This is a genomic window from Nonomuraea sp. NPDC048882 (genome assembly GCF_040649755.1).
Taxonomy (GTDB): domain Bacteria; phylum Actinomycetota; class Actinomycetes; order Streptosporangiales; family Streptosporangiaceae; genus Nonomuraea; species Nonomuraea maheshkhaliensis.
This window is the reverse complement of record NZ_JBEZGB010000001.1, coordinates 565,043-580,639: the sequence shown is the minus strand read 5'-3', so window position 1 is coordinate 580,639 and position 15,597 is coordinate 565,043. Positions and strand designations below refer to the sequence as shown.

Here is a 15,597-nt window from a genome sequence, read left to right as displayed (position 1 = left end):
CGTGGCGCAGATCGTGAAGCGGGCCTACAAATACCGCAAGCGGGCCTACAAATACCGCTTCTACCCGACCTCCGAGCAGGCCTCGCAGCTTGCCCGGACGTTCGGCTGCGTCCGTCTCGTCTACAACAAAGCCCTCGAAGAGCGCACCCGCGCCTACAACCTGGAAGGCAAGCGGGTCTCCTACGCCGAGTCGTCGGCGATGCTCACCGAGTGGAAGCGCAGTGGCGAGTTCGCCTTTCTGTGCGAGGTGTCGTCGGTCCCTCTTCAGCAGGCGTTGCGGCATCTGCAGGCGGGGTTCGCGAACTTCTTCGCCAAACGCGCCAAGTACCCGACGTTCAAGTCCCGCAAGAAGTCGCGGGCGTCGGCGGAGTACACCCGCTCGGCGTTCCGCTGGCGCGAGGGCGAATTGACGCTGGCGAAGATGGACGCTCCGCTGGCGATCGTGTGGTCGCGTCCGCTGCCGGAGGGCGCCGAGCCGTCCACGGTGACCGTGAGCCGGGACGCTGCGGGGCGCTGGTTCGTGTCCATCCTGGTGGAGGAGAACGTCAGTCCGTTGCCTCCTACCGCGCGGAACGTCGGTGTGGATGCGGGCATCACCGCCCTGGCCACACTCTCCACCGGCGAGAAGATCGTCAACCCCCGGCACGAGCGCCGCGACCGGCGCAAGCTCGCCAAAGCCCAGCGGGCGCTGTCCCGCAAGGAGAAAGGCAGCGCCAACCGGGCCAAGGCTCGCCTGAAGGTGGCCCGCGCTCACGCGCGGATCACCGACCGGAGAAGGGATCATCTGCACAAGGTCACGACACGGCTCGTTCGCGAGAATCAAGTGATCGCCGTGGAAGACCTGGCTGTTCGGAACATGCTTCGCAATCAGTCGCTGGCCCGCGCCGTCTCGGACGCGAGCTGGCGCGAGATGCGGTCGATGCTGGAGTACAAGGCCGCTTGGTACGGGCGCACGCTGGTGGTGGTGGACCGCTGGTTCCCCTCCAGCAAGCTGTGCCCGGCCTGCGGCACCGTGCAAGAGACGATGCCGCTGAACGTCCGGCTGTGGCAGTGCGCCTGCGGCACGGCCCATGACCGGGATGTGAACGCGGCCAGGAACGTGCTCGCCGCCGGGCTGGCGGAGAGCTGAAACGCCTGTGGAGCCGGTGTAAGACCTCAACGAGACCCCTCTCGGGCGGGCGACTGGCCGTGAAGCAGGAAGGCCCATGGGCGACCGTGGGAATCCCCTTCCTTCAGAGGGGGAGGTGTCAACATCTACAACTCCGGCCGGTTCAGGATGGCCGGGCGCGGTTCGCTGGCGGGGCTGATGCCGCAGTTCCTCGACCAGCTGGCCGCCATGGGCTTCGCCGGCGTGCAGAACTTCCCCACAGTCGGCCTCATCGACGGCGTCTTCCGGGCGAACCTGGAGGAGACCGGCATGGGGTTCGGCCTGGAGATCGAGATGATCCGGCTGGCCGCCGAGCGCGGCCTGCTCACCGCCCCGTACGTGTTCACCGCCGAGCAGGCGGAGGCCATGGCACGGGCGGGCGCCGACATCCTGGTGCCGCACATGGGCCTGACCACCAAGGGCAGCATCGGCGCCAAGACCGCGCTGACCCTCGACGAGTCGGCCGTCCGCGTCCAGGAGATGCGTGACGCCGCCGTCGCGGTGAACCCCGACGTCATCGTCCTGTGCCACGGCGGCCCCATCGCCGAGCCCGACGACGTCCGCTACATCCAGGAGCGCACCTCCGGCGTCGCCGGCTTCTTCGGCGCCTCCTCGATGGAACGCCTGCCCGCTGAACGGGCCATCGCCGACCAGCTCAGGGCCTTCAAGGGCCTGCCCGCCTAGGAAAGGGTCACATGCACCGCGAACCGGACTCCGTCCCCACGATGCTCTTCGACTGGGGCTCCATCAAATGGCACGTGACGCCCGGCAGCGTGCCCGGCGCCTCGTCCACGCTGGGTGAGGTGGTGATCAACCCGAACAAGGGGCACGACCGCCACCTGCACCCCCACTCCGACGAGATCCTCTACATCATCGAAGGGGAGGGGTGCCAGACGGTCGGAGACGACCCGGAGTTCCCGGTCAAGGCCGGTGACGCCGTCTGGATCCCCATGGGGACGCTGCACTCGACGTTCAACACCGGCTGGCGGCCGCTGCGGATCATCGCCACGTACACGCCGGGCGGTGAGGAGGAGGCGCTGCGCGACCTGCCCGACTTCGTCGAACTGGCCCCCGGCGAGCACCCCACCTGGACGGTCGGCCCGGCGAAGTAAGCCCCGGCGCGCGCGGGAGCCGGGTCAGGAACGGGGGAAGAGAGTGCCGTCGAAGAGCTTGCGCGCGGTGCGGACGTTCGCGGCCCGCACCGCCGTGGGCGGGCTCGTGGACAGGTCGAGCTCCACCTCCACCTGCAGATGACCGGTGGGATGCTCGACGTCCACCCGGCTGCCCGCCGGCAGCCGGGCGTGGCGGCGCGCCACCCCGTGCTCAAGCAGCGCCGCCGTCACGACGCTGATGGCGCCCAGCACCCCGATCGCCGCGTGCGGCCTGAGCGGGATGAACGTACGGGTGCACAGCGCCCCACCGTCCCTGGGCGGCGCCACCAGCGTGGTCTTCGGCACCGGCCGGCGCGTCACGTCACCGAGCCCCATGAGTTTCCCGGCCTGCAGGCGCAGCGACTGCACCCGCTCGCGCAGCCCCTCGTCGGCGGCCAGTTCCTCGTGCGGCTCGTACCCGGTGATGCCCAGGTCCGAAGCCGCCGCGACCACGACCGGCATGCCGTTGTCGACGCACGTCACCTCGACGCCGTCGATCACGTCCACCTCGCGGCCGGTCGGCAGCAGGCCGCCGGTGGCCGAGCCGGCCGTGTCCTCGAACCCGAGCACGACGGCGGCGGCCGTCCCCGGCACGCCGGAGATGGCGGTGCCGCCCCGGTAGTCGACGCGCCCGCCGGGCGTGGGGAAGCTCGCGGTGGCCGCGCCGCCGGAGTTCAGCAGGCGGATGCGCACCTCGGTGTGCTCGCGGCCCGGCGTGACCAGCCCGCGCTCGACGGCGAACGGGCCGACGCCGGCCAGCAGGTTGCCGCAGTTCTGCGCCGCCGAGACCACCGGCTCGTCCACGGCCACCTGAAGGAACAGGTAGTCGAGGTCGGCCGACGGGTCGGCGCTCGGTGACACCACGGCGACCTTGCTGGTCAGCGGGTGCGCCCCGCCGATGCCGTCGATCTGGCGCGGGTCGGGGCTGCCGAGGGCGCGCAGCAGCAGGTCGTCGCGCTCGGCCGGGTCAGCGGGCAGGTCGGAGGCCAGGACGTAGGCGCCCTTCGAGGTGCCGCCCCGCATCAACATGCAGGGCACACCCTCATTGACCGCCGTCATCAGTCACCGTCGTACTCCTTCGCGCTCACGTACGTGATGCCGAGTCCGGGCAGGCGTTCGCGCAGCCCGTAGCGGTCGAGGCCGAGTTCGCCCTTCTCGAACGCCTCCCGCGTCGCCGCCTCCTTTGCGGCCCGCGCGGCGGAGGCTTCGATGCCCCGCTCCAGGTCCTGCCGGGGACACACGAGCACCCCGTCGTCGTCGGCGATGATCGCGTCGCCGGGCCGGACGACCTGCCCGCCGATCGTGACCGGCACGTTGACCGCGCCCGGCGTCGCCTTCACCGTGCCCTGCGCGCTGACCGCCGAGCTCCACGCGGGAAAGCCCATCGCCCGCAGCTCCGCCACGTCGCGTACGCCCGCGTCGATCACCACGCCGCGCACGCCGCGGTGACGCAGCGCGGTCGCGAACAGCTCGCCGAACATGCCGTCCGTGCACGGCGACGTCGTGGTGACGACCAGGAGGTCGCCCTCCTGGCACTGCTCGACCGCGACGTGGATCATCAGGTTGTCGCCCGGCCAGCACACCACGGTGACCGCGTTGCCGCCGGTCCGCGCGCCCGGCCAGGCGGGACGCAGCCCGGGGCCGAGGTAGCCGGTGCGGCCGAGGGCTTCGTGCACGGTCGCGACGCCGTACGCGGCCAGGGTGTCGATGCGGTCGACGGGCGCCCGCGAGATGCCGGTGACGACCACGTTCCTCATGCGAGCACGTCCGTGACCTGCGGGTAGAGCCGCATGTACGCCTCGCCCATGGTGTCGTGCGCCAGCCCCAGGTTGGGCCCCGCGTTGCGCTTGAGCTGCACGCCGCGCCGCTTGGCCAGGTCGGTGTAGTAGTCCCACATGTGCTGCTGGGCCGGCAGGCACTCCATGGCCTTGCGCTTCCTGTCGAAGGCCGGGGTGATGTCGAGCAGCAGGTCCGGCTTGAAGTCGCACTGCTCGGGCTGGTGCGGCTCGAAGAAGAACACCGGTGGCGCGCCGAGGGGCGCGCCGGGCGCGTCGTAGCCGGCCGCCTGCGCCAGCACGCGCGCCTGCAGCGCCATGCGGGCCGCCGCCGGATGGTCGCCGTTGTACGGGTCCGCCAGCGGATGGGTCAGCACCACGTCGGGTTCGAGCTCCCGGTAGACGCGGACGAGCCGGTCGACGAGTTCGGTGCTCTCGATCAGCGGGTAGTCGCCGGCGTCGAAGAACTCGATCTCCGCGCCCAGCGCCGCGGCGGCGTTCTGCGCCTCCTCGCGGCGGATCGCCTTGATCTCGTCGAGCGTACGGCCGGCCCGCCACGCCTTCGCGGACTCGCCGCGTTCGCCGAAGCTGAGGCAGACCACCTTGGCGCGCTCGCCACGGCTGGTGGCGAGGGCTATCGCGCCGCCCGCGCGCCAGACGAAGTCGCCCGCGTGGGCACTGATCACCAGAAGGGTGCGGGATGAGGTCTTTGCCGAGGTCACCCAGCCGACGCTAAAAGCCGATCGGCAAGATTGTCAACACTTTCGCTCGCAATCCACGCACGGTCGCCGACTGCGCCCGCTAGCCTTGGCTGAATATGGACAATATTGTCAACAACAAGGAGTGTCGGATCAGGAAGGACGTCCATGCAGGACCCTCAGGTCGCGCTGCTCGGCTACGGTGAGGTCGGCCGCATCCTGGCCGGCGGACTCGCCGGACGTGTCCGGCTGCGCGTGTACGACCCGGCCTGCCCGCCCGGCGGACCGGCGTCCGGTGAACTGGTCGCGTCCAATGCCGCCGCCGTACGCGGGGCCGACGTCGTCATCGCGGTCACCACCGGGGCCGACAGTCTCACGGCGGGCACCGAGTCGCTGCCCCACCTCAAGCCCGGCGCCCTGTACGCCGACCTGTCCACCGGTGCGCCCGGCGACAAGCGCCGCCTGGCCGAGGTGCTGGAGCCGGGCGGCGCGGCCGTCGTGGACGGGGCGATCATGGCGCCCATCCCGCTGCGCGGCCTGGCCACGCCGGTCCTGGCCAGCGGGGAGCAGGCGGAGCGGTTCGCCGCGTTCGCCGGCGCGTACGGCATGGCCGTGACGCCGATCGGCGGCGTGCCCGGCGACGCCGCGGCCCGCAAACTGCTGCGCAGCGTGCTGGTGAAAGGGCTCAGCGCCCTGCTCATCGAGTCCCGGCGGGCGGCGGAGGCGGCCGGGCTGGGGGAGTGGTTCTGGGGGCATCTGCTGGAGACCGTCGAGAACGCCGACGAGGCCTTCGTGGTCCGGCTGCTTCAGGGCGCGGGGCAGCACGGGGTGCGGCGGGTGCACGAGATGGAGGCGGCCACGCGGATGCTGACGGAGCTCGGGGTGTCCGCCACCATGACCGAGGCCACCACCGCCACCCTCGACCACGCCACCCGCACCGGCGTCCCACCCACCCCGGACAAGACACCGTAACGGCTGCCGGCGGTCCCGCCGGGCGGCGTCTCCGAGGTGGTGCGCCTTCCCCGAAGGGGCGCTCAGCGGGAGTGGCTGCGGGGCCGGGGTCAGGTGGGGCCGGCTTCCAAAGCCTTGGTGACGCTGCGCAGGTGCTGCTGCATGGCCGTCTGCGCGGCCTCGGGGTCGCGGGCCACGATGGCCGCCACGATCAGCTCGTGCTGCGGCAGCGAGATCGCCGCCCGCCCCGGCTGCCTGGCCAGGCGGAACTTGTGCCGCACCACCTGCGCCCCCAGCCGTTCGATGATCGCCGCCGAGGTGCGGTGCCCGGCGATGGCGCGGATCTCGGCGTGCAGGGCGGCGTTCAGCTCCGAATAGCGGTCGAGGTCGTTGACCGTCACGGCCTCTCGCATGTCGCCCACGATCTCGCGCAGCCGCGCGGCCTGCTCGGGCGTGACCCGTTCGGCGGCCTTGGCCGCGGACAGGCCCTCCAGCACCATCCGCACCTCGGTGATCTCGACGGCCTCCTCCCGCGAGATCGCCCGGACGCGGGCTCCCTTGTTGCGCAGGATCTCGACGAGACCTTCCCCCGCGAGCTCCTTGAACGTCTCGCGCACCGCCGCCCGCGCGGCGCCGAACTGCTCGCACACGTCGGCCTCGACCAGCCGCTGGTTGGGCACGAAGTCCCCCTCGAGTATGGCCGACCTGACCCGGTCGGTCAGTGTCTCCTCCTGCGGGGACCCTGCGGTCACGACGTTCTCCCGGTGCCGTACGGACAGATCTGGTTCGACAATATTATGAACAATCCACCCGTGGTCGTGCTGGCCAGGACGGCCGCCGGATCGCGCGATCGCCGGCTCCGGACGCGGCGCGACAGCCCCCGGCCGCGCGGGCCTGGCGCTTTGATCGTTTGGCCCCGATCTGTCGGTGCCCTCTAGTAAGTTCCCGGATCATTCGATCAGCCGGTCGCGGAGAGCACGGGCATGTCCGCCCGTCCCGCGAGCCGGCAGGGGCGGGAGGTTCTGAGGCCGTGGACGCGGACAATGCCGCGTGGGAAGAGCGCAGTGTGCTCCGGGTGGTGCCACCCGTGGAGCCGCGCAAGCTCGCGAAAGTGCCCTTCGTCGAGCTGGCCGACGGCCGGCTGCAGGGCGTCGTGTCGAGCGGATCCGACATCGAGCGGGTCTACGTCTCGTCGATCAGCGCCGGTGATCACGCGCTGAGCTGCAGCACCAACAACAACCGGCCGTGCGGCGCGCTGCACGGCTACGCGTGCAAGCACATCAGGTCGCTGGCCGACGAGGCGGTCGTGCAGTACGGGCTCGACCGGGTGGCCCGTTACCTGCGGGTCGAGGTCCCTGAGGGGGAGCGGCTGATGGAGCACATCAACGGTCATGTCGAGCGCACGCCGGCGGCCGTCGTGTTCAGCCGGTTCCTGCGCCACCTGGCCTACCTGGAGGTGCCCGACAGCACCGACCCGCTGACCGAGCTGCACTGGTTCCCGGCGACGGGGGCGGTGCGCTGATGCTCGACGTACAGCTGAGTGAGCTGATCGCGGACGGTCCCGCAGGGGCCGGCGCGGCTCTGGACGTGGTGGCCGGGTTCGACGCGGCGCTCACCCACGGGTTCGCCAGGATCGGCGAGGAGCCGGCGGCGGCGCTGGCCGCCCTGGCGGGCGCGCTGGCGGGCACCCCGCTGGCCGGGCGCGTGAGCGAGGCCGTGGAGAAGGTGAGCGCGGGCTCCGTCGCGGACGAGCATCTGGCGGCGCTGGCCGGCGCCCGGGCCGCGCTGTTCGGCGCGGTGCACGACGCGCTGCTCGCCCGCCTGGACACGGCGCTGGGCCGCACCCGCGCCGCCTGGGAGCCGGTCGCGGGCGAGAGCGAGGCGCCGGCCAACCTGCTCGCCGGATGCCGCATCTGGCTGCGAGAGCTGGCCATCGTGGGCTGGCGCGGCGTCGATCACGACCTGGTCGCCTCCGCCGACCAGACCATCGAGGCGCTGCTGGCCGTGCCGGGGCTGCGCGGACTGGCGGTGCTGCTCGACGGCCTGGCGACAGAGCTGCGGGCCTCCAGCCCGATCGCCACGATGGAGCGGCTGCCCGCCCGCCGCTGGGCCGACCTGTGGACGCGCGCCATGCTGCTGTCGCAGCAGGGCCCGTGGCCGGGCGGCGCCGAGCAGGTGTCGGGCCGGCTGCTGATCCTGGGCGCCGACGTGCACGAGCACGCGACCGTCGTCCGCGTCCAGGTGCACGCCGTGCTGGAGCCGTCGGGAGGCGCGCCCGCCAGGCTCGTCCGTACGAGCGTGGCCGCCGCCAAGGTCGACACGATCGTCGGCCCGACCGTGTGGCGGCTGCTCGGCGGCCACCCCGCGCTGCTGGCCGCGCTGGCCGAGCACCGCAGCGTGGAGATCACCGACATGCCGCTGCTGCCCGGCGGCGACCTGGTGTGGCACGACGACCGTGCCCGTCCCGGCGCGGAGGCCGACCCGTTCGCCACGGCCCGGCTCCAGCTCGGCGGGGCCACGGCGGCGCCGGTGACGCCGCTCGACCGCCATCCGGTGCGCATCGCCGAGCCCGTCTTCGTCGAGGGCTACAAGACCGACGGGCGCACGCTGACCCTGGGCGGCGGCAAGCTCGCGTTCGACCTCGACCGGCTGCCGTCCTGCGGCCCGCTCACCCCCGCGCTGCTCAAGGCCTCGACGGCCTGCGTGGGCCTGCTGCGCTGGGACGGCGGGCAGTGGTCGCTCCAGCCGCTCGCGGTGCAGTCGGTGGTCAAGAAGGAGCCGGTCGCGGCGCACAACGGCGACTGGGCCAAGGGCCCGACCGACCCGAAGGCGGCCAAGGCCGAGACCAAGAACGGTGACGTGGTCGCCGTACTGCGGGAACGAGCGGGACGGCTGCTGCGCAAATGACCGAGACCCCCGCAACCCCCGTCACGCAGAGCGCCGACCAGACCAAGCGTCAGGTGCTCTACTGGCGGCTGCTGTCGCGGCTGTTCAGCCCCGACGAGCAGCCCTCGCTGGAGAACGCCAGCGTCGGCATCGTCGGCGAGCTGGGCCTGCCGCCCGCGCTGCTCGACCCAGGGGTGTCGGTCGACAACCTGGTGCAGCGCTTCCCCGAGCTGGCCGCTCAGTTCGACGGCCTGATGACCGAGCGGGAGCACGAGGAGGGCGACGAGGTCCGCCGCGCGGCCCTGGTCTCCAAGCTGCTGCTCAACGTGTTCGCGACCGGCTCGGGCAACGTCAGCGCGAGCCAGTTGCAGAGCTGGAAGCAGGACGCGGGCTGGTTCGAGCGCGGCATGGGCTGCGAGCCTGGCGGGCTGCGCCACCGCGTCGGCGACGAAGAGCTGGCCAAGGTCCTCGCCGGCCTGGAGGGCGACCTGGTCAAGCGCATGCGCCTGCGCGAGGTGCTGGCCGATCCGGCCCTGGCCAAGCAGCTGACGCCGAGCATGTCGCTCATCGAGCAGCTCCTGCACGACAAGTCCAACCTGTCGGGCGTCGCGCTGGCCAACGCCAAGGCGCTGATCCGCAGGTTCGTGGACGAGGTCGCCGAGGTGCTGCGCACCCAGGTGGAGAAGGCCAGCGCGGGCGTCATCGACCGGTCGGTGCCGCCGAAGCGGGTCTACCGCAACCTCGACATCGAACGGACGATCTGGAAGAACCTCACCAACTGGAGCCCCGACGACCAGCGGCTCTACGTGGACCGGCTCTTCTACAAGCAGACCGCCCGCCGCACCACCCCGGCCCGCGTGATCGTGGTCGTCGACCAGTCGGGCTCGATGGTGGACGCCATGGTCAACTGCACGATCCTGGCCTCGATCTTCGCCGGCCTGCCGAAGGTCGACGTGCACCTGATCGCCTACGACACCAGGGCACTCGACCTGACCCCGTGGGTGAGCGACCCGTTCGAGGTGCTGCTGCGCACCACGCTGGGCGGCGGCACCAACGGCACGGTCGCGATGGCGCTGGCCAGACCGAAGATCGCCGATCCGCGCAACACCGCGATGGTGTGGATCTCCGACTTCTACGACAACCGCTCACTGATCACCGACTTCGAGGCGATCCACCGGTCGGGGGTCAAGTTCATCCCCGTCGGCTCGGTCAACAGCTCAGGCAGTCAGAGCGTCGACCCGTGGTACCGCCAGAAACTCAAGGCCATGGGCACGCCTGTGCTCTCCGGCCATGTCCGCAAGCTCGTGTTCGAGCTCAAGAACTTCCTCGCCTAGGAGACCGCGAATGAGTGACGATATGCTGCGTGCCCCCGCAGAGGTGAAGTACGCCGAGGAGCTCGACTACCTGGAGTCGATCGACGACGGCCCCAAGCCGTTCACGTGGCGGCTCAGCCCCCGCATGATCCGGATGTTCGTCCTCGGCTCCGAGCGCGCCGACGGGATCGACAGGGAGATCCCGCAGAAGTGGTTCGGTGACCGCAGCTTCGTCGAGCGCAGCATCGTGACCCTGGCCTCCGACCGGGGCCTGCTGCTGATCGGCGATCCGGGCACCGGCAAGAGCTGGCTGGCCGAGCTGCTGTCCGCGGCCATCTGCCGCAACTCCACGCTCGTCGTCCAGGGCACCGCCGGCACCACCGAAGACCACATCAAATACTCGTGGAACGTCTCCATGGTCATCGCCAAGGGGCAGTCGCGCGAGTCGATGATCCCCTCGCCGATCATGACGGCGATGGAGGGCGGCGTGATCGGCCGCTTCGAGGAGCTGACCCGCTCCACCAGCGACGTCCAGGACGCGCTCATCTCGATCCTGTCGGAGAAGTACGTCTCCATCCCCGAGCTCGACGACGACAACATCGTCTTCGCCCAGCCCGGCTTCTCCATCATCGCCACCGCCAACAGCCGCGACCGGGGTGTCAACGACCTGTCCTCCGCGCTCAAGCGCCGCTTCAACTTCGTCCGCATCCCGGTCGTGACGAACAAGAAGAGCGAGGCGGAGATCGTCCGCTTCCGTACCGAGGAGCTGCTGCGCAGGCACCGGATCGAGCTGGACCTGCCGCCCACGCTGCTGGACATCCTGCTGCAGAGCTTCGCCGACCTGCGCTCGGCGGCGTCCTCGGCCACCAGCGACGACGACAAGCTGGAGTCGGCGCTGTCCACGGCCGAGCAGATCGGCGTGCTGGAGGACGCCATCCTGCACAGCCACTTCTTCGGCGACCGCGTGCTGCGCGCGCAGACGCTGGCCGGGTCGCTGGTCGGCTCGCTGGCCCGGCGCAGCCCCGAGGACCTGGCGATCCTCAACAAGTACTGGCACGGGGTGGTCGAGCCGCGCAGCAAGAAGGACGGCGGCGAGTGGCCGGAGTTCCTCGAGGGCGGCCGCGAGGCCATCGCCACGCTCTCATGATCGGCCAGCCGAGCCCCTTCGGCTCGCTCCGCGAGCAGCTGCTCGGCGCGGCCGAGCAGTTCGCCGAGGGTCCCGTCGCCGTGCCCGGCATCCTGTCGGGCCTGGTGGACGACGTGGACCGGGCGCTGCGCGAGGAGCTGGAGATCTTCCCGGTCTGCCACCATTCGCCGGCCTCGGCGCTGGCGATGGTGCGCAGGCTCAGGGAGAAGCAGCCGAAGGTCATCTATCTGGAGCTCTGCGAGGACCTGCAGCCGCTGCTGACCGAGCTGCGCAACTGCCGGCTGCCGGTGGCGCTGCAGGCGTTCGCGACCGACATCGACGGCTTCCCGAAGTCGTGGGCGCCGCTCAGCGTGGTGGCGCCCATCACGGAGGCGTCCGCCGAATACCAGGCCATCTCGTACGCGCTGGAGACCCCGGGCGTCGAGCTGGTGCTGGTGGACCGCTCGACCGACCACGTCTTCCAGTGGGCTCCCGGGGAGGAGCCGCAGGCCGCCGGCAAGAAGGAGGAGGAGGCGGGCCTGCACGGCGACGCGGTCGGTGTCGAGATCGGCGACCTGCGCCCCCGCTTCGCCGAGCTGGAGGAGCACCTGCTGCACCACGGCAAGGTGCGCCACTGGTCGGAGTGGTGGGACCAGTACGTCGAGCAGCCCCTGTCCGGGGCGGACTACGACACCTACCGCCAGGTCATGGTGCTGATCGGCAGCCTGTTCCGCCGGCTCGGCCCCGGCGGCGACCGGCTGGCCGTGGACGAGGACCGCGAGCGCTACATGTGGACCAGGATGCGCGAGCACCTGTCCGCCTCGGGCGCCGACCCCGCCGACTGCCTGTACGTGTGCGGCGCCTTCCACGCCGCCAGCCACGTCGAGCAGTTCGGCGTCAGGTCCGAGGCGCCGTTCGAGATCAGCCCGCGCACCGAGACCAAATGGCTGTACGGTCTCATCCCGTCCAGCCACTCGGCCATCGAGGCGCAGTTCGGGCTGGCTCCCGGCTCGGTGTCGATCGCGGCGGCGACCTGGGCCAAGGCGCTCACGCGGGGCAAGCTGACCCCGTTCCAGCTCCAGGGTCAGAAGAGCGCGCGCAAGCGCCCGGCCAAGCTGCCCGCGCCCGTCCCGCAGGGTGACGTGGCCGACAAGCTGACCGGGTTCCTGTCCAGCCCGCCGGCGCTCGACGCGCTCGACGAGGCCGAGCTGCTCGGCTGGTCGGTGGACATCGTCCGGCTGGCCCGGCGCAACGGCTACCTGGCCAGCACCGCCGACGCCATCGCGGTCTACGAGACCTCGATCCTGCTGGCGGGCATGCGCAACCGGGCCAGGCCGACCCCGTACGACTTCCAGGACGCCGCCGTCACCTGCATCGAGAAGGACTCCGTGCCGGGTCGGCGCGACGTGCGGCGGCTGTGCGAGATCCTGCTCGGCGGCGACCGCGTCGGCGAGGTCGGCTACGACGCGCTGCCGCCGCTGGCCAGGAACGTCTACGACCGGCTCGCGCCGCTCGGGCTCGACCTGGAGAAGCGCACGATCCAGCGGGCGCTGCTCAACCTGCAGGCCGAGCCCGACCTGGTGCCCTGCTCCGACCTGCTGTGGATGCTGCGTCACCTGCTGCCCGACGACGCCGTACGGCCCATCATGGGCGAGCGCAAGCTGGGCGAACGCTCGATCCAGGAGAGCTGGGACCTGTCGTTCGGCAAGCACCAGCGCTCGATCATCGAGCTCGGCTACGAGGGCGTCACCATCGAGCAGGTGCTGGAGCAGCGGCTGCGGCGCTCGGTGTGGGACCAGAAGGCCACCGCGGCCGTCGCGCTGGCGGCGGTCGAGGACGCGATCCTGTTCCTCGGCAGCCGGCGTTTCGCCGACGAGCTCGGCGCGCGGGCGGTGGAGCTGCTCGCGGCCGAGCGCACGGTGGACGACGCGCCGGAGGTGCTGCGCCGGATCCGGCGGCTGATGGCCTACTACCGGACGGCCGAGCCGGAGCTGCCCGCCTGGTGCGAGGCGTTCGCGACCAGCGGATACGCACATTACTGCACGCTGCTGCCGACGGCCTTCGTGGACGACGACACCGGGGTGCGGCAGGTGTCGGCCATGCTCGGGTTCCTGTTCTCGATGGAGAGCCTCGCGCTGGCGCTCGGCTGCGACCGGGCCCAGCTGGAGCTGGCCGTGCAGCAGTCGCACCCGGAGGCGCCGGCCAAGGTGGCGCTGCTGTGGGCGGCCCGGCACCAGCTCGGGCTGTTGCCGCTGGCCGAGCTGCGCTCCCGCGCGGACGACCTGCTGGCCAACCCGCTGGTCATCCCGTCGTTCCCGCAGTACATCATCGGGTTCGTGCAGGCCATGGAGCCGGTGCCGCAGTTGTCGGGGTTCGTGGTGGAGGTGATCTCCAAGGCGTTCGGACGGCTGCCCGACGGCGTGCTGCTGCCCTGGCTGCCCAAGCTGATCACCACGCTCCGCGACGGGGCGGCGGAGCTGGTGCCGGTGCTGGTCCGCGAGGCCGGGCGCACGTTCCCCGGCTCGCTGACCGCCGCCGACACCTGGACGCCGCCCTGGGAGGCCCGTCCCAAGCCCGCCGCCACTGCCGGCGCCGCTCCGGTGGCGTCGGGGCCGGTGGCGGAGCTGCTCCTGGCGCATCCGGCCGCGTGCGACGCGGTGGCCGGGGTGCTCGGGTGTGCGGGTGAGTGGTCTGCACCCGGCGCCGACGGCGGCCCGGTCGGGAATCCCGAGGTGGGCGCGTTGCTGACCGGGCATCCGGAGGCGGCGCTGGCGGTGGCCGGTCTGCTGTCCTGACCTGCCGTAGCGCACGAGCGCTGGGCGCGATCCCGTTCAGAACGGGGTCGCGCCCAGCACTGTCATGAGCCGGTACGCGCTCAGGAGGGGCGTCAGCCGAAGACGCGGGACAGCCTGGGGATCCGGCGTACCAGGAGCCAGTCCACCAGCAGCACCACGATCATCGTCATCCCGGCCAGCGGGAACAGCAGTCCCAGCACCGCCATGATGACCATCACCCCGTAGGCCGTGCGCCGGTCCGTGGCGCGGGCGGGGGCGCCGGCGCGGCCGCGCGGGCGGCGCTTCCACCACATCCACGTCCCGGTGACCACGAGCGTGATGATCGTCAGGCAGGCTCCCAGCATCACCAGCAGGTTCACCACGCCGTACCGGCGGCCCTCGTGCAGCGCGACGCCCTGCTCGACGGCCTTGGCCAGCACGCCGTACTCGTTCCAGCCGTACGAGGTCAGCACCTTCCCGCTGTACTGGTCGACGTGGAGGGTCTGCGCGTCGGCGGGGTCGCGGCGCGGGTCGGTCACGATCGTGTAGACGCCCTTGGGACCGTCCGGCAGCAGGACCTTGACGTCACATTCGCTCGGCGGGCACCTCCGGATCGCCGGCCTGGCGGCGGCCAGGGCGTTCTCGACGGGCAGCGCTCCCGGCTGCAGCCCGCCGTGCGTCGCGCCGTGCCCGGCGTGCGCGTCATCGGAGGGGGGCACGGGCAGCCGTTCGGCCGCCCACGGCACCTTGGCGTCGGGGTTGGCCGACAGGTCGCCGGACAGGGGCGTGGAGGTGTGGGGGTAGTCGTCGGCGCTCGGGGTCGTCGAGCCGGTGCTGTCCTGGATGCGCTGGAGCCCGTCGCCCCACACGCCCGACCACGGCAGGCCGGAGAGCACGAGGAACACGACCACCGCGCCCCCGCCGATCCCGGCCGTGACGTGCAGCCGGCGCAGCTTCGCGCGACCGGTCCGCACCTTCCTGACCGGCGCCGCCTTGACCCGCTTGCGCCGGCCGCCCCACCACAGGTACGTGCCGGTCGCGGCCAGGATCAGGGCCCAGCAGGCGGCGATCTCCACCACCCGGTCACCGATCGTCCCTGACATCAGCTCGCCGTGGATCGTGCGTACGACGCGCATGAACGTGGCCGCGTCGTCGATCTCCCCGACCACCTGCGCCGTGCCCGGATTCACGTACACCGAGACGCCCTGCGCGAACGGGCCGGTGTCGGAGCCCTGGAGGATGACGCGGGTGGTGCGGTCGGGGGAGGTGGGCGGGATGACGGACATGACGGGCGTGCCCGGACGTACCTGCTGGGCGGCGGCGATCTGCTCCGACAGGGGACGCGCGGTGGCGGCGGGTTCGGCCAGCGTGCGTACGTCCTGGTAGCGCCACTCCTCGAAGGGCTCCTTGAACAGGTAGATCGAGCCGGTGATCGCCAGCACGAGCAGGACGGGGGCGACGAAGATGCCGGCGTAGAAGTGCCAGCGCCAGACGACCCGGTAGCGCTGGGAGGCGGACGAGGTGGGCGGGGGTGAGGGGACGGGGGCGGTGGCTTCCGTACGGGTTTCGACCGAGGTCATGAAGGGCTCCGTTCCGTCCGGCGCGCGTAGCTGAACGAGGGCGCGCCGAGATCGGGCAAGGGGGGACCGCGTGGAAGGGGCGTATGCCCGGGAACCGGGCGACAAGGGGCCGCACGGAACCGGCGTGCGCGCCGGAACCGGGCGACAAGGGGTCGCGCAGAACTGGCGGGGACGCCAGAACCGGGCGACAGGGAGT

Annotated in this window: 14 protein-coding genes; 9 read left to right on the top strand and 5 right to left on the bottom strand. The window is 71.6% G+C overall.

Features of this window, described 5'->3' with window-relative positions; translation table 11 throughout:
• Position 1: 1 nt before the first annotated feature.
• From AB0C27_RS02465 to AB0C27_RS02455, 3 genes are all read left to right on the top strand, one after another.
• Positions 2–1,129 carry an RNA-guided endonuclease TnpB family protein gene (locus AB0C27_RS02465; protein ID WP_357836629.1) on the top strand — a complete coding sequence of 376 codons (1,128 nt, stop codon included), beginning with the start codon at positions 2–4 and terminating at the stop codon, positions 1,127–1,129.
• A gap of 147 nt (positions 1,130–1,276) precedes the next feature.
• Entirely contained in the window at positions 1,277–1,831 is a 555-nt protein-coding gene (locus AB0C27_RS02460) for a phosphoenolpyruvate hydrolase family protein (RefSeq protein ID WP_357836626.1), read from the top strand.
• Between the two features lie 11 nt (positions 1,832–1,842).
• Positions 1,843–2,259 carry a cupin domain-containing protein gene (locus AB0C27_RS02455; RefSeq protein ID WP_357836623.1) on the top strand — a complete coding sequence of 139 codons (417 nt, stop codon included), beginning with the start codon at positions 1,843–1,845 and terminating at the stop codon, positions 2,257–2,259.
• Positions 2,260–2,283: 24 nt separating this feature from the next.
• Here the strand turns inward: AB0C27_RS02455 and AB0C27_RS02450 are convergent, their stop codons facing one another.
• From AB0C27_RS02450 to AB0C27_RS02440, 3 genes are read right to left on the bottom strand one after another with little or no spacing between them, the layout of a single operon-like run.
• On the bottom strand, positions 2,284–3,357 hold the full coding sequence (locus tag AB0C27_RS02450) for a 4-oxalomesaconate tautomerase (RefSeq protein ID WP_357836620.1): 1,074 nt from the start codon (positions 3,355–3,357) through the stop codon (positions 2,284–2,286).
• The gene (locus tag AB0C27_RS02445) at positions 3,357–4,055 is read right to left on the bottom strand and encodes a 4-carboxy-4-hydroxy-2-oxoadipate aldolase/oxaloacetate decarboxylase (RefSeq protein ID WP_357836617.1); all 699 of its coding nucleotides are present in this window, start codon (positions 4,053–4,055) and stop codon (positions 3,357–3,359) included. Before AB0C27_RS02445 ends, AB0C27_RS02450 begins: the two co-directional genes overlap by 1 nt.
• A complete protein-coding gene (locus AB0C27_RS02440; RefSeq protein ID WP_357836613.1) occupies positions 4,052–4,795 on the bottom strand; it encodes a PIG-L deacetylase family protein in 744 nt (247 codons plus the stop codon). Before AB0C27_RS02440 ends, AB0C27_RS02445 begins: the two co-directional genes overlap by 4 nt.
• Before the next feature lie 144 nt (positions 4,796–4,939).
• Between AB0C27_RS02440 and AB0C27_RS02435 the strand changes: the two genes are divergently transcribed.
• Positions 4,940–5,743 carry a DUF1932 domain-containing protein gene (locus AB0C27_RS02435; protein ID WP_357836610.1) on the top strand — a complete coding sequence of 268 codons (804 nt, stop codon included), beginning with the start codon at positions 4,940–4,942 and terminating at the stop codon, positions 5,741–5,743.
• 89 nt (positions 5,744–5,832) lie between these two features.
• On the opposite strand, the gene AB0C27_RS02430 is transcribed toward AB0C27_RS02435, so the two are convergent.
• A complete protein-coding gene (locus AB0C27_RS02430) occupies positions 5,833–6,474 on the bottom strand; it encodes a GntR family transcriptional regulator (RefSeq protein ID WP_357836607.1) in 642 nt (213 codons plus the stop codon).
• A gap of 278 nt (positions 6,475–6,752) precedes the next feature.
• On the opposite strand from AB0C27_RS02430, the gene AB0C27_RS02425 reads away from it, so the two are divergent.
• Genes AB0C27_RS02425 through AB0C27_RS02405 form a run of 5 tightly spaced genes read left to right on the top strand, consistent with a single transcriptional unit; the run spans position 6,753 to position 13,842 of the window.
• Positions 6,753–7,244 (top strand): hypothetical protein, encoded by a 492-nt coding sequence (locus AB0C27_RS02425; RefSeq protein ID WP_346103759.1) that lies wholly within the window; start codon positions 6,753–6,755, stop codon positions 7,242–7,244.
• Positions 7,244–8,629: a hypothetical protein gene (locus AB0C27_RS02420; RefSeq protein WP_357836604.1), complete on the top strand. Its 1,386-nt coding sequence runs from the start codon at positions 7,244–7,246 to the stop codon at positions 8,627–8,629. Before AB0C27_RS02425 ends, AB0C27_RS02420 begins: the two co-directional genes overlap by 1 nt.
• Complete coding sequence (locus AB0C27_RS02415; RefSeq protein WP_357836601.1) at positions 8,626–9,942, top strand: VWA domain-containing protein; 1,317 nt, start codon at positions 8,626–8,628, stop codon at positions 9,940–9,942. The genes AB0C27_RS02420 and AB0C27_RS02415 overlap by 4 nt, the downstream gene beginning before the upstream one ends.
• A 10-nt stretch (positions 9,943–9,952) precedes the next feature.
• Positions 9,953–11,068: an AAA family ATPase gene (locus AB0C27_RS02410; RefSeq protein ID WP_357836598.1), complete on the top strand. Its 1,116-nt coding sequence runs from the start codon at positions 9,953–9,955 to the stop codon at positions 11,066–11,068.
• The gene (locus AB0C27_RS02405; RefSeq protein WP_357836595.1) at positions 11,065–13,842 is read left to right on the top strand and encodes a DUF5682 family protein; all 2,778 of its coding nucleotides are present in this window, start codon (positions 11,065–11,067) and stop codon (positions 13,840–13,842) included. The genes AB0C27_RS02410 and AB0C27_RS02405 overlap by 4 nt, the downstream gene beginning before the upstream one ends.
• Before the next feature lie 92 nt (positions 13,843–13,934).
• Here AB0C27_RS02405 and AB0C27_RS02400 read toward each other — a convergent pair whose 3' ends face one another.
• Entirely contained in the window at positions 13,935–15,401 is a 1,467-nt protein-coding gene (locus AB0C27_RS02400) for a PepSY domain-containing protein (RefSeq protein WP_357836592.1), read from the bottom strand.
• Positions 15,402–15,597 lie beyond the last annotated feature (196 nt).

What these genes read in the sequence shown, in the direction of transcription:
- AB0C27_RS02410 (WP_357836598.1), top strand. Translation starts at nt 9,953, where the DNA reads ATGAGTGACGATATGCTGCGTGCCCCCGCAGAGGTGAAGTACGCCGAG.
- AB0C27_RS02445 (WP_357836617.1), bottom strand. Translation starts at nt 4,055, where the DNA reads ATGAGGAACGTGGTCGTCACCGGCATCTCGCGGGCGCCCGTCGACCGC.
- AB0C27_RS02405 (WP_357836595.1), top strand. Translation starts at nt 11,065, where the DNA reads ATGATCGGCCAGCCGAGCCCCTTCGGCTCGCTCCGCGAGCAGCTGCTC.
- AB0C27_RS02460 (WP_357836626.1), top strand. Translation starts at nt 1,277, where the DNA reads ATGGCCGGGCGCGGTTCGCTGGCGGGGCTGATGCCGCAGTTCCTCGAC.
- AB0C27_RS02400 (WP_357836592.1), bottom strand. Translation starts at nt 15,401, where the DNA reads ATGACCTCGGTCGAAACCCGTACGGAAGCCACCGCCCCCGTCCCCTCA.
- AB0C27_RS02435 (WP_357836610.1), top strand. Translation starts at nt 4,940, where the DNA reads ATGCAGGACCCTCAGGTCGCGCTGCTCGGCTACGGTGAGGTCGGCCGC.
- AB0C27_RS02415 (WP_357836601.1), top strand. Translation starts at nt 8,626, where the DNA reads ATGACCGAGACCCCCGCAACCCCCGTCACGCAGAGCGCCGACCAGACC.
- AB0C27_RS02455 (WP_357836623.1), top strand. Translation starts at nt 1,843, where the DNA reads ATGCACCGCGAACCGGACTCCGTCCCCACGATGCTCTTCGACTGGGGC.
- AB0C27_RS02420 (WP_357836604.1), top strand. Translation starts at nt 7,244, where the DNA reads ATGCTCGACGTACAGCTGAGTGAGCTGATCGCGGACGGTCCCGCAGGG.
- AB0C27_RS02450 (WP_357836620.1), bottom strand. Translation starts at nt 3,357, where the DNA reads ATGACGGCGGTCAATGAGGGTGTGCCCTGCATGTTGATGCGGGGCGGC.